Here is a 12,656-nt window from a genome sequence, read left to right on the forward strand (position 1 = left end):
GCCGGACTCGCGACCGGTCGGTAGAGTTCATCGCATGCGTATCCCGTCGGTCCTCGTCTCGGTTGCGGCCCTGACGTTGTTGCTGTCGGCGTGCGGCTCCAGCGAGGGGGACGAATCTCCGCAGGTCTCGCACCGGCCGCCGCCGAAGGTCGCCACCCTCGGTCCGTTCGTCGGCGAATGCGGCCACGTCACCGACGACGAGGTGCGTCAGGTCGCCGGGATGGCCCAGATCTCGCAGGTGTTCAAGAACTCCACCGGCTGCAACTGGCAGGCGGCGGGCAGCGGATCCACCAGCGTCACCTTCGCCTCCTTCCGCGGCAGCCCGATCGAACGCGAGCGCGCCTGGGTCACCACCCAGGGCCGCAACCCGCAGTCGATCGAGGTCGCGGGCAAGACCGGCTTCCAGGCGCTGGAGCCGAGCGGTTCGGTCTGCGACCTCGCGGTCCAGATCGGCGACGACTTCTTCGAATGGTCGATGTCCTACGGCTTGTTCGAGGCCAACGGCGGCAATCCGTGCGACAAGATGCGCAAGCTGGCCGAGTTGACCGTGCAGAGGCTGCAATGAGGGGAACGGTGATGAGCGGGGGCAGGCGCGTGCGCGCGACGATGGCGGTGACGGCGGCCGTCGGCCTGACGCTGGTCCTCGGCGGTTGCGGGCGCACCGTCGAGGGCTCGGCCCAGCCGGCCGGCGCCGCCGAGGCGAGCACGGTCAATACCGATTTCGACAAGCTGCTGCGCGAATGCGATGTGGTCTCCCAGGATCAGATCGCGAAGGTCGTCGACGAGACCGGCTTCGTGCAGCCCTCGTTCTACGGCGCGGTGTGCATGTGGGATCTGGAGGGCGGCGCGACCGGCGGCGGGATGGTCACGCTGAACTGGTACGAGATCGGCTCGCTCAACAACGAGCGCACCAACAATGACAAGCTCGGCTACACCACCACCACGATCACCGTGCAGGGCCGCAGCGCGCTCGAGACACGGCGGCCCGGCGATCCGGACTCCTGCGGCGTGAGCGCGAGTGCCGCCGATACCGGAATCGTGGGATGGTGGGTGAACTACCGGGCGGGCTCCGCGCATCCCGATCCCTGCGGCGCCGCCAAGAAACTCGTGGAGCTGACCTTGAATCTGGCCAGGTGAGCGCCGCGCGGGCGGCCGCGTGATCGACCCCGCTTTGACCCATGCTCCGGGCTCCGAGTATCGTGGATCGCTGTGCCCGGAAGCATGCGGGCAAGTTCGAGCGCAGAACGTAGGCCAGCGAGAGCGGCTGACAGTTCCAGCGTGCCCTGAAATAGGGCCCCTGACCTGCGCGCGACACGCCCGACCTCGGGACGCGAGAAACGTGGCCGGACGTGCGAGTGAATGCTCGATGACACGTATACGACACCGCATTAACCAATAAGGAAAGCCGGTCTATGCCAACCATCAACCAGCTGGTCCGTAAGGGTCGCCGTGACAAGGTCGCCAAGACCAAGACCGCGGCCCTCAAGGGGAGCCCGCAGCGCCGTGGCGTGTGCACGCGTGTGTACACCACGACCCCGAAGAAGCCGAACTCCGCGCTGCGTAAGGTCGCGCGTGTTCGCCTGACCAGCGCGGTCGAGGTCACGGCGTACATCCCGGGCGAAGGCCACAACCTGCAGGAGCACTCGATGGTGCTCGTCCGTGGCGGTCGTGTGAAGGACCTCCCCGGTGTGCGCTACAAGATCATCCGCGGTTCGCTCGACACCCAGGGTGTGAAGAACCGCAAGCAGGCCCGCAGCCGCTACGGCGCCAAGAAGGAGAAGAGCTGATATGCCGCGCAAGGGCCCCGCTCCCAAGCGTCCGTTGATCAACGACCCGGTCTACGGGTCGCCGCTGGTCACCCAGCTGGTCAACAAGATCCTGCTCGACGGCAAGAAGTCGACCGCCGAGCGCATCGTCTACGGTGCGCTCGAGCAGGCGCGCGAGAAGACCGGCACCGATCCGGTCGTCACCCTCAAGCGCGCTCTCGACAACGTCAAGCCGTCGCTCGAGGTCAAGCCGCGTCGCGTCGGTGGCGCCACCTACCAGGTGCCGGTCGAGGTCCGTCCGGGCCGCGCCAACACCCTGGCGCTGCGCTGGCTGGTCAACTTCTCCCGCGCGCGTCGCGAGAAGACCATGGTCGAGCGTCTGGCCAACGAGCTGCTCGACGCCAGCAACGGCCTCGGCGCCTCGGTGAAGCGTCGCGAGGACACCCACAAGATGGCCGAGTCCAACCGGGCGTTCGCGCACTACCGCTGGTGACATCTGCCCGGCCCATCGCTGGTGGGGTCGGCAGGTATCACGGCCGGGCGGCACTTCGGTGCCGCTTCCGGCGTTGACATAGTGACGACCTCCCCCGGTCGTCCCCGAGAATCCCAACTAGCTGATCGCTAACGAAGCAGAGCGGGGAAGATTTCCGTGGCACAGGACGTGCTCACCGACCTGAACAAGGTCCGCAACATCGGCATCATGGCCCACATCGATGCGGGCAAGACGACGACAACCGAACGAATCCTGTTCTACACCGGTGTGAACTACAAGATCGGTGAGACCCACGACGGTGCCTCGACCACCGACTGGATGGAACAGGAACAGGAACGCGGCATCACCATCACCTCCGCGGCGGTGACGTGTTTCTGGAACCAGAACCAGATCAACATCATCGACACCCCGGGCCACGTGGACTTCACCGTCGAGGTGGAGCGTTCGCTGCGCGTGCTCGACGGCGCCGTCGCCGTCTTCGACGGCAAGGAAGGTGTCGAGCCGCAGTCCGAGCAGGTGTGGCGTCAGGCCGACAAGTACGACGTGCCGCGCATCTGCTTCGTCAACAAGATGGACAAGCTCGGTGCGGACTTCTACTTCACCGTGCAGACCATCAAGGACCGCCTCGGCGCGAAGCCGCTGGTCATCCAGCTGCCGATCGGCGCGGAGGACACCTTCGAGGGCATCGTCGACCTGGTCGAGATGAACGCCAAGGTGTGGACCGGCGAGACCAAGCTCGGTGAGAAGTACGAGGTCCAGGAAATCCCGGCCGATCTGAAGGAGAAGGCCGAGCAGTACCGTCAGGAACTGCTCGAGACCGTCGCCGAGTCGGACGAGGCGCTGCTGGAGAAGTTCTTCGGTGGCGAAGAGCTCACGATCGATGAGATCAAGGGCGCCATCCGCAAGATGACCGTCAACTCCGAGCTCTACCCCGTGCTGTGTGGTTCGGCGTTCAAGAACAAGGGCGTGCAGCCCATGCTCGACGCCGTCGTGGACTACCTGCCCTCGCCGCTGGACGTCGAGTCCGTGCAGGGTCACGTCCCCGGCAACGAAGAAGAGATCATCAGCCGCAAGCCGAGCGCCGACGAGCCGTTCGCGGCCCTGGCGTTCAAGATCGCGGTGCACCCCTTCTTCGGCAAGCTGACCTACATCCGCGTGTACTCCGGCAAGGTCGACTCCGGCGCCCAGGTCATCAACGCGACCAAGGGCAAGAAGGAGCGTCTGGGCAAGCTGTTCCAGATGCACTCCAACAAGGAGAACCCGGTCCCCGTGGTCTCCGCCGGCCACATCTACGCGGTCATCGGCCTCAAGGACACCACCACGGGTGACACCCTGTGCGATCCGAACAACCAGATCGTGCTCGAGTCCATGACCTTCCCGGACCCGGTCATCGAGGTCTCCATCGAGCCCAAGACCAAGTCCGACCAGGAGAAGCTGGGCACCGCCATCCAGAAGCTGTCGGAAGAAGACCCGACCTTCTCGGTGAAGCTGGACCAGGAGACCGGCCAGACCGTCATCGGCGGCATGGGCGAGCTGCACCTGGACATCCTCGTCGACCGGATGAAGCGCGAGTTCAAGGTCGAGGCGAACGTCGGTAAGCCGCAGGTGGCCTACCGTGAGACGATCACCCGCCCGGTCGAGAAGCTCGAATTCACGCACAAGAAGCAGACCGGTGGCTCCGGTCAGTTCGCGAAGGTCATCATCGCGGTCGAGCCGTTCGTCGGCGAGGACGGCGCGACCTACGAGTTCGAGAACAAGGTCACCGGTGGCCGCGTGCCGCGCGAGTACATCCCATCGGTCGACGCCGGTGCGCAGGACGCCATGCAGTACGGTGTGCTCGCCGGTTACCCGCTGGTCAACCTGAAGGTGACCCTGCTCGACGGCGCGTACCATGACGTCGACTCCTCGGAGATGGCGTTCAAGATCGCCGGCTCGCAGGCCCTGAAGGAAGCGGCCAAGAAGGCCGGTCCGGTGATCCTCGAACCGCTCATGGCGGTCGAGGTCATCACGCCCGAGGACTACATGGGCGATGTGATCGGCGACCTGAACTCCCGCCGTGGCCAGATCCAGGCCATGGAGGAACGCAGTGGTGCCCGTGTCGTCAAGGCGCTGGTTCCGCTCTCGGAGATGTTCGGCTACATCGGTGACCTGCGGTCGAAGACCCAGGGCCGGGCGAACTACTCCATGGTGTTCGATTCGTACGCGGAGGTTCCGGCCAACGTGTCGAAGGAGATCATCGCCAAGGCGACCGGCGAGTAATTACCCCTCCGGGGCAGGTGGTTCACCTGCCCCGGATCTCCCGGGAGTTTGTTCAACCGAAAGTTCCCCATGTGTATGGGGATGACCCCCGCACTGCTGCAACTGCACGCACCAACAAGTCCAGGAGGACCACAGTGGCGAAGGCGAAGTTCGAGCGGACGAAGCCGCACGTCAACATCGGCACCATCGGTCACGTCGACCACGGCAAGACCACGCTGACCGCAGCGATCACCAAGGTGCTGGCTGACAAGTACCCGGATCTGAACGAGAGCTTCGCTTTCGACCAGATCGACAAGGCGCCTGAGGAGAAGGCTCGTGGTATCACGATCAACATCTCCCACGTCGAGTACCAGACCGAGAAGCGCCACTACGCGCACGTCGACGCCCCGGGTCACGCCGACTACATCAAGAACATGATCACCGGTGCGGCGCAGATGGACGGCGCCATCCTCGTGGTCGCCGCCACCGACGGCCCGATGCCGCAGACCCGCGAGCACGTGCTGCTCGCCCGTCAGGTCGGCGTGCCCTACATCCTGGTCGCGCTGAACAAGTCGGACATGGTCGACGACGAGGAAATCCTCGAGCTCGTCGAGATGGAGGTCCGCGAGCTGCTGGCCTCGCAGGAGTTCGACGAGGACGCCCCCGTCGTCCGCGTCTCCGGCCTGAAGGCGCTCGAGGGCGACCAGAAGTGGGTCGACTCGGTCGTCGAGCTCATGAACGCTGTCGACGAGTCCATCCCGGACCCGGTGCGTGAGACCGACAAGCCGTTCCTGATGCCCGTCGAGGACGTCTTCACCATCACCGGTCGTGGCACCGTCGTCACCGGTCGCGTCGAGCGTGGCGTGATCAACGTGAACGAGGAAGTCGAGATCGTCGGCATCCGCCCGGAGAAGACCAAGACCACGGTCACCGGTATCGAGATGTTCCGCAAGCTGCTCGACCAGGGCCAGGCGGGCGACAACGTCGGTCTGCTGGTTCGTGGCATCAAGCGCGAGGACGTGGAGCGCGGCCAGGTCGTCGTGAAGCCGGGCACCACCACCCCGCACACCGAGTTCGAGGGCCAGGCCTACATCCTGTCCAAGGACGAGGGTGGCCGCCACACCCCGTTCTTCAACAACTACCGTCCGCAGTTCTACTTCCGTACCACTGACGTGACGGGCGTTGTGACCCTGCCCGAGGGCACCGAGATGGTCATGCCCGGTGACAACACCGAGATGTCCGTCAAGCTGATCCAGCCGGTCGCCATGGACGAGGGCCTGCGCTTCGCGATCCGCGAAGGTGGCCGCACCGTCGGCGCCGGTCGCGTCACCAAGATCATCAAGTGATCTGACGTAACCAGCCGAAACGGCGCCGCTCCGAAAGGAGCGGCGCCGTTTTGTTTTTCGGGATTCTTTACGGCCGGCCGGTCCGGCCAGGGACGTGTCAGTCCGATTCGCCGGCGGCCTGTAACAGTGCCTGCGCGAACTTCACCATCTGGGTGGAGCCGCCGTACCAGGCGGAAACCACCTCGACCGCGGCGGCGCGGGTGCGGCGGGCGGTTCGCACGACCTCGTCGGGGGACAGGGTGCCCGCCTCGGCCTTGGTGGCGAGGGCGTTCAGTTCATCGCTGGCCAAGAGCAGCCGCATGATGCGGTGCAGGTCGACGCCGCCGTCGGCGTTCGGTAGGGGCAGCGGGGGTTCGGCCGGGGCCTGGGCCTCGGCTTCGGCCTCGGCGGCGGCGCGGGCCGCGCGGCGCGACGGGATCGCCTGGCGCGGGGCGGGTGCGGGCTTTTCGGGTTCCGGTGTCGCGGCGGGCGCCGAGGTTTCGGTGGCCGCCGGTGCCGGCGTGGCTTGGGCGGCTTGGGGCGCCGTGTTGTCCACCCCGGTCAACCCGATGCCCTGGGCGGGCTCGGGTTCCGGTGCTGGGGCCGATCGCCGGGGTTCGGGCATGGGCGGCAGTTGAGCCGGCGACCAGTCGAATGCGGAAGTCTGCGCGGTCGTGCGGGTGGGCAGCGACCCGTTGGTGGTCGCCCCATTGGTGTTCGTGTCCGCTCCCGTCAACCCGGCAGCCATGGCGACGGCCGGTTCGGACTGCTCACGCTCGGTGCGGTGAAAACCCTCTTGGCGAGCGCGAAGTCCATCTCCGAGACCGTTGTAATCGGCATCCATGAGGTCATTCTTACCCGAGTGGGGTGTCATCCGTCGGTCTCGGCCTCGGCCAGCGCCGCCAGACGGGCGGCGTCGGCCTGGTCGTGATCACCGGCCACGAGAGCGACCTCTCGTGCGCCGCGATAGGCGAAGCGCCCTGGCCGCGGATCGTCGACGAGCCGAATGATCGGGCGTACGGCCATATCCGGGCGCTGACCGAGCAGACGGCCGAGCACGGCGGCGGAGACCTTCATGGCGGGGCCGGCCTCGCCGGCGAAGCTGGTTCGCACCAGCCGGCCGGGCCCCCAGGTCAGGTACATCAGATTCGGGTTGTCCTCGAGGGCAAGGATTCCCAGGAGTTCGTTCGCCCGCCGCTGCTGTGCGTTGGACCGCCGGAAGGTGAATCCGTCGGCCATCGCGGGATCGTCGAAATCGATGGCATCGGCGCGTGCGCCCGGTACTGCGGTATTGACGATCACCGGCCGTGCGGACTCGTGCAGCAGTGCGGCGAGACCGGTGACGAAGACGTATTTGGCAAGGAAGAACAGTGCCCACGACGCTTCGTGGCCTTCGCTGGTGAGCGCGCGGCGTTGCCGGATGTACGAGGCGGCGAGCACCAGCACATCGATGTGGTCGTAGGTCGCTCGCAGTCGGGTGACGACCCGGCGGCTGTCGGCGACCGACGCCAGATCGGCTTCGACGAACTCGGCGGCTGCCCGGTCCGGGGCGGTGCCGATCAACTTCTCGAATTTGTCGCGGCTCCTGCCGATGACGACGACACGGTCGCCGGTGGCCAGGAAATGGCGGACCAGTGCGGCGCCCATTCCGTCGGTGCCCCCTGTGATCACGATCGTTCGCATATCTCGCCTTTCCGGAACGCATGTTCCGGAACAGGTTAGCATCAATCGGAACCTGTGTTCCGAATCGCTAGCATGTGCTCATGGCAGAGGACCGCAGGCAAAGACGTGACGCCGCCGCCAACAAGCAACGCATCCTGGCCGCCGCGAACGCAGCCTTCCGCGCCGACGGTATGGCTGTGGATATGCGTGCCGTCGCCGCGGCCGCCGGAGTCGGCATCGGCACCCTCTACCGGCACTTCCCAACGCGCGAACACCTCGTGCAGGCCGTGACCGGAAGCGGCTTCGCCGAGCTCGCCGAAGCCGCCCTGCCCGAACAGCTTTCCGCGCTAGAGGCATTGCGGAAGTTCTTCACCGGGGCACTCACCAACGTCACCGCCAACAAGGCGATGGCCGACCTGCTGGCGGGTGGGTCACCGTCGGACGCCGAACTGCAACGCTGCCTCGCTCACCTCACCGAGATCGGTCGGGTGGCCCTGGCGCGCTCGCGGACCGATCACTCGCTGGCCGACGATGTGAGCGCCGAAGACATCGGCTACCAGCTGCTCGGTCTCATCCGCATCGTCCAGCTGATGCCCGATGCTGCGCCGAGCGTTGTCGAACACCAGGTCGATCTAGCGTTACGCGGGCTCGCGGAGGGGTGAGCCGGTGGGGTCCGCGTCAGCAGTTGCTCGGCGCGGGCTCCCCGCGGAACCGCGCATCCAGCCATGCCACCATGCTCGGCATGCCGAGGACCGCGGCCGACAGGTGCTCGGGGGTCGGGATCAGCTCGGCCTGGACGGGCACGCCTGCCGCGCAGTAGCGGCGGTTGGTCGCGACGATGGAGTCGATGGGGATGAGGGGGTCGCTGGGTGAATGCCATTCGAAGATCGGCATATTCGGGACTCCGTCGAACAGTTCGAGGCTGTTCTCCTCGACCACCGCGCGCGCTTCGGCGTCGTACATGAGTGAGGTGTTGCTGGCGTAATCGCGGACGCTGCGGCCCGCGCCGGTGGCGATGATCTCGTTGGTGCAGCCGTTGGCCATATGGTCGCGGGCCGCAAGGCCGGTCGGGTTGAGGTGATCGCTGATCGGGAAGCGGTCGGGGTATTCGCGTTCGAGCCCGATACCGGCCGCCATCACCAGTCCGAAACCCGGATGCGGGTTGAACTGCAACGCCTCCAGCATGCGCACCAGATTCGCCGGCACCCCACCGGCCGCGGCGCCGGCCAGTTTCAGCTCCGGCGCGTAACTGGGTGCGAGCGCTGCCGCCCATGCCGTGGCCATGCCGCCGCCGGAATAGCCGGCCATAGCGACCGGGCTGTGCTGCACCGCGAGCTCCGGAACGCGTTGCGCCGCACGGATTCCGTCGAGGGTGATCTGCCCGCCGAGCCGGGCGGCGCCGTAAGCGAAGGTCGGTCCGAGGTGATCCGGCAGTGCGATGCTCCAGCCGCGCAACAGCAGCAGATTCAGCGCGACGGCCTCGCGTACCTGAAGATTCGGGTCAGCGGTGTAGAGCACCCGCGAGATCGCACAGCGCGGCCCCAGCCCGTTGATGATGTGCTGGTAGGACAGCAGCGGGCCGTCCGGCCGATGACCCGGCGGCGTGAGCACGGTGGTGGTTGCCGCGATGGGCAGCCCGCGCGAGTTGGTGGAGCGGAACTTCACCAACGTCAGCGTGGTGCCGGGAAACGTCAGCAGCGGCGGCAACCGCCGCACCGCGAGCACGTCACCGGGCTGGTAGGCCGCGAGATCCGCCGGCTGGGCGTAGAAGGGATCCGGATCGGCCACCGGATAACGAGGTAGCGCCGGGGCGGTAGCCGTCCCGGCCAGCAGAACCGCAGAGGCGCCGACGAGCGCGCCGGTTATCAATCGCTGGATAACCCGCATGGCAGCTATTGCTACCACGCAGTGCCGCCGATGACCGTCAGCCTCGGTCGCCTCGGCGAGCCATCGATCGAGGTCAGCCCAGCTGGGTCATGCCCGCCGCGACCACCTGGGCGACGTTGAGGATTTCGTCGGCCGTGGGGAGGGGGACGCCGTCGAGGGCGTGCAGGCGGTCGGTGCTGGCGATGGCGAACATGGCCGAGACCCAGGCGGCGGCGCAGGCGCGCAGGGTGCCTGGGCGGACCGGGGCGGGGGCGCTGGCCTGTAGGACGCGTGCGGTGACGTCGAGGAGTTGATCGCGCAGCTTGCGCAACTGGCGGCGGACGTCGGGGTGGGTGTCGGCCTCGCGCCACATGATGACGCGCAACACCGAGGAATGGTGGTCGCGAAGATTCAGGGCCGCATCGAGATTGACCAGACTCGCCACCGGATCGCCGGGCTCGACGACGGTGTCGATGTCGTTGATCGGTTGCGGCGGCACCCGTTCGGCCATCAGGGCCGACAGAATCGCGTTCTTGGTGGGGAAATAGTAGAAGACCAGGCCCTTGGGCACTCCGGCGGCCGCGGCGATCGCCGCCGTCGGGGTGCCGTCGAACCCCTGTGCGGCGAAGAGCTTTTCGGCGGCGTCCAGGATGAGTTGACGGGCGTCGCCGTCGGTTTTCGCGCTGCGGCGACGCCCGGCTCGACGGGGTCCGGTCATGGCCGACTCAGTGGTGCGGAACCATATCGTGCAACCGGCCCGAGACCGCGGGCAGCGCCGCCACCGCGACAACCACCGTCACGACGCCGACGATCCATGCGGTCCAGGATGCGCCACTGAAGCCGCTGAAGTCCATGACCCACGGGGACAGGAACATCAGCACGCCGAACAGGCCCATCGCGTAATCGGCGGAGGCCATCTCAGCTCGGTACATCTGCGCCAGACCGGTCAGTGCGATGAGCACACCGAGCACGATCAACGACCACATGGCCCGATCGTTCGTCTCCACCCAGAGCGGTGAGAGTGCGGCGAAGACGCCTAGCACTACGGCCAGGAAATCTTGCGCACGGCTTTCGGTGAACATAAATGCCTCCTTGCATCTGCTGGTGCGGACAGACCCGAAAATCCGTCCTGACCTCGGTATAGACCTGATTGACCGCCCGGTCGATATAGGAATGGCATCGATTGCGTGGCAATCGATGGCACGGTAAAGGTGACCGTCCTCACTACAGCACCGACCAAGCGGACGTTAGGGTGGACTGTCGTCAGCGAGGTGGCCGAACGGACGGCCCGGAGGAAGGGATGCGGGCATGACTGCTGCGCCGATCGTGATCGTGGGGGCCGGTCTGGCCGGCTTGCGCACCGCGGAGGAGTTGCGCCGCGCGGGCTATGAGGGCGAGCTGATCCTGCTCGGCGACGAATCCCGTCCGCCGTACGATCGCCCGCCGCTGTCCAAGCAATTCGTGCGCGGCGAGACCGACGACACCACGCTGCGGCCCGCGGAATTCTTCACCGAGAAGAAGATCGATCTGCGGCTGAACCAGGAGGCGGTCGGCGTCGACACCGAGGCCCGGCGCCTGCGGCTGGCCGACGGCTCGGTCCTGGACTACAGCGAACTGATCATCGCCACCGGACTGCGCCCGCGGAAACTGCCCGGCCTGCCCGAGCTCGACGGCGTGCACGTGCTGCGCGATCACGCCGACGCCACGGCATTGCGCGCCGAACTCGGCGACGCCGCGACCGCCCTGGTCATCGGCGCCGGTTTCATCGGCTGCGAGGTGGCCGCCAGCTTCCGCACCCGGGGCATCGAGGTGGTGCTGGTCGAACCGCAGCCGACGCCGCTGGCCTCGGTGCTCGGCGAACAGGTCGGCGCACTGGTGGCGCGCATGCATCGGGACGAAGGCGTCGACCTGCGCTGTGGCGTCGGCGTCGATTCCCTGCTCGCCGACGACGAGGGCCGGGTGCACGGTGCGCTACTGACCGACGGGACCGAGGTGGCAACCGACCTGGTGGTGATCGGGGTCGGGTCGCGGCCGGTCACCGAATGGCTGGCCGATTCCGGAATCGAGCTGGCCGAACCGTCGGCGGGCGGCGGCGTGCTCGCCGACGAGGTCGGCCGCACCTCCGCGCCGGGGGTGTGGGCCGTCGGCGATGTCGCGGCCTGGCGGCACGACGACGGTGCGCGCAAGCGGGTCGAGCACTGGACCAATGCGGGCGAGCAGGCGAAACTGCTGGCCTGCGCGCTGCTCGGCGCCGAACCGCCCACCGCGGCGCGGGTGCCCTACTTCTGGAGCGACCAGTACGACGTGAAGATCCAGGCCCTCGGCACGCCCCGTCCCACCGACGAGATCCACATCGTCTCCGATGACGGCCGCAAGTTCCTGGTCTACTACACCCAGGACGGCACGCTGACCGGCGTGGTCGGCGCCGGAATGACCGCGCAGGTGATGAAGACCAGGGCGAAGATCGCGGCGGGTGCCCCGGTGGCGGAGCTGCTCGGCGCGGGCTAATACCTTTATCTGTGTGATCGTCGCGCTCATCGATTCCGGTCTCGGCTCGCTGCCGACAGCGGCATGGCTGCGCAAGCTGCGCCCGGATGTGGATCTGGTGCTGCAATTGGATCCCGATGGGGCGCCGTGGGGGCCGAAACCCGAGGATTGGGTGATCGAGCGGGTGGTCGCGACCGCACGTGCGTCGCTGACGATGGGCGCGGAGGTGATCGTGCTGCCGTGCAATACCGCGAGCGTGACCGCGCTCGATCACGTCCGCGCGGATGTCGGCCCGGACATTCCGGTGATCGGCACCGTGCCCGCGATCAAACCGGCCGCTGCCGCCTGCCGCTCGGTGGCGGTGTGGGCCACCGCGGCCACCACCGCGAGCCGCTACCAGGCCGACCTCATTGCCCGCTTCGGCGGTGAGGCTACGGTGACCGGCGTGGCCTGCCACGGCCTGGCCGATGCGATCGACGCGGGCGATCTGGTGGCCGCGCGCGCGGCGATCGCGGCGGCGGCCGAGCAGACCCCCGCCGACGTGGAGGGTGTGGTGCTGGGCTGCACGCACTATCCGCTGGTGGTGGACAGCATTGTGGCCGCGTTGCCGGACGGGGTGCGATTGTTCGACAGTGCCCAGGCCGTTGCCGCGCAGACGATCCGGCGCATGGACGCTTTGGGCAGGCCGAGCACCGGAAACGGTACGGTGCGGGTGTTCAACAGCGGCCGCCCGGGCGAACTGCCCGCCGCCGCTGCCGCATTCGAGCCGGGACGGGCGCTCGGCGCGACGGGCTGAGGGCACACCCCGACCGGAAGGCA

The 12,656-nt window shown here is 67.3% G+C and carries 14 protein-coding genes; 9 read left to right on the forward strand and 5 right to left on the reverse strand.

What is annotated here, in order from left to right; all coding sequences use genetic code 11:
• Positions 1–34: 34 nt before the first annotated feature.
• The 6 genes from FEK34_RS21680 to tuf all read left to right on the forward strand — a co-directional run bounded on the left by FEK34_RS21680 (position 35) and on the right by tuf (position 5,843).
• A complete protein-coding gene (locus tag FEK34_RS21680; RefSeq protein ID WP_138450402.1) occupies positions 35–565 on the forward strand; it encodes a DUF3558 domain-containing protein in 531 nt (176 codons plus the stop codon).
• An 11-nt stretch (positions 566–576) separates the two neighbouring features.
• Entirely contained in the window at positions 577–1,137 is a 561-nt protein-coding gene (locus tag FEK34_RS21685) for a DUF3558 domain-containing protein (protein ID WP_249357926.1), read from the forward strand.
• A 275-nt stretch (positions 1,138–1,412) separates the two neighbouring features.
• On the forward strand, positions 1,413–1,787 hold the full coding sequence (rpsL, locus tag FEK34_RS21690; RefSeq protein ID WP_014353064.1) for a 30S ribosomal protein S12: 375 nt from the start codon (positions 1,413–1,415) through the stop codon (positions 1,785–1,787).
• Between the two features lies 1 nt (position 1,788).
• Positions 1,789–2,259, forward strand: coding sequence for a 30S ribosomal protein S7 (gene rpsG / locus FEK34_RS21695; RefSeq protein WP_014353063.1), 471 nt, complete (start codon positions 1,789–1,791; stop codon positions 2,257–2,259).
• A 156-nt stretch (positions 2,260–2,415) separates the two neighbouring features.
• Positions 2,416–4,518, forward strand: coding sequence for an elongation factor G (fusA, locus tag FEK34_RS21700; protein ID WP_138450406.1), 2,103 nt, complete (start codon positions 2,416–2,418; stop codon positions 4,516–4,518).
• A gap of 134 nt (positions 4,519–4,652) precedes the next feature.
• On the forward strand, positions 4,653–5,843 hold the full coding sequence (gene tuf, locus FEK34_RS21705) for an elongation factor Tu (RefSeq protein ID WP_014353061.1): 1,191 nt from the start codon (positions 4,653–4,655) through the stop codon (positions 5,841–5,843).
• A gap of 97 nt (positions 5,844–5,940) precedes the next feature.
• Here tuf and FEK34_RS21710 read toward each other — a convergent pair whose 3' ends face one another.
• Both FEK34_RS21710 and FEK34_RS21715 read right to left on the reverse strand, forming a co-directional pair.
• Positions 5,941–6,666 carry a hypothetical protein gene (locus FEK34_RS21710; protein WP_138450407.1) on the reverse strand — a complete coding sequence of 242 codons (726 nt, stop codon included), beginning with the start codon at positions 6,664–6,666 and terminating at the stop codon, positions 5,941–5,943.
• A gap of 26 nt (positions 6,667–6,692) precedes the next feature.
• On the reverse strand, positions 6,693–7,493 hold the full coding sequence (locus tag FEK34_RS21715; RefSeq protein WP_171048326.1) for an SDR family NAD(P)-dependent oxidoreductase: 801 nt from the start codon (positions 7,491–7,493) through the stop codon (positions 6,693–6,695).
• Between the two features lie 92 nt (positions 7,494–7,585).
• Between FEK34_RS21715 and FEK34_RS21720 the strand changes: the two genes are divergently transcribed.
• Positions 7,586–8,146, forward strand: coding sequence for a TetR/AcrR family transcriptional regulator (locus FEK34_RS21720; protein ID WP_138450411.1), 561 nt, complete (start codon positions 7,586–7,588; stop codon positions 8,144–8,146).
• 16 nt (positions 8,147–8,162) lie between these two features.
• Here FEK34_RS21720 and FEK34_RS21725 read toward each other — a convergent pair whose 3' ends face one another.
• From FEK34_RS21725 to FEK34_RS21735, 3 genes are all read right to left on the reverse strand, one after another.
• Positions 8,163–9,371, reverse strand: coding sequence for a lipase family protein (locus FEK34_RS21725; protein ID WP_138450413.1), 1,209 nt, complete (start codon positions 9,369–9,371; stop codon positions 8,163–8,165).
• Between the two features lie 73 nt (positions 9,372–9,444).
• The gene (locus tag FEK34_RS21730; protein ID WP_138450415.1) at positions 9,445–10,068 is read right to left on the reverse strand and encodes a TetR/AcrR family transcriptional regulator; all 624 of its coding nucleotides are present in this window, start codon (positions 10,066–10,068) and stop codon (positions 9,445–9,447) included.
• Between the two features lie 7 nt (positions 10,069–10,075).
• On the reverse strand, positions 10,076–10,432 hold the full coding sequence (locus FEK34_RS21735; RefSeq protein WP_138450417.1) for an SPW repeat domain-containing protein: 357 nt from the start codon (positions 10,430–10,432) through the stop codon (positions 10,076–10,078).
• Positions 10,433–10,658: 226 nt separating this feature from the next.
• On the opposite strand from FEK34_RS21735, the gene FEK34_RS21740 reads away from it, so the two are divergent.
• Both FEK34_RS21740 and FEK34_RS21745 read left to right on the forward strand, forming a co-directional pair.
• A complete protein-coding gene (locus FEK34_RS21740; RefSeq protein ID WP_138450419.1) occupies positions 10,659–11,858 on the forward strand; it encodes an NAD(P)/FAD-dependent oxidoreductase in 1,200 nt (399 codons plus the stop codon).
• Between the two features lie 13 nt (positions 11,859–11,871).
• A complete protein-coding gene (locus tag FEK34_RS21745; RefSeq protein WP_138450421.1) occupies positions 11,872–12,633 on the forward strand; it encodes a glutamate racemase in 762 nt (253 codons plus the stop codon).
• Positions 12,634–12,656: the final 23 nt, after the last annotated feature.

Source organism: Nocardia cyriacigeorgica (genome assembly GCF_005863245.1).
Lineage (GTDB): Bacteria > Actinomycetota > Actinomycetes > Mycobacteriales > Mycobacteriaceae > Nocardia > Nocardia cyriacigeorgica_C.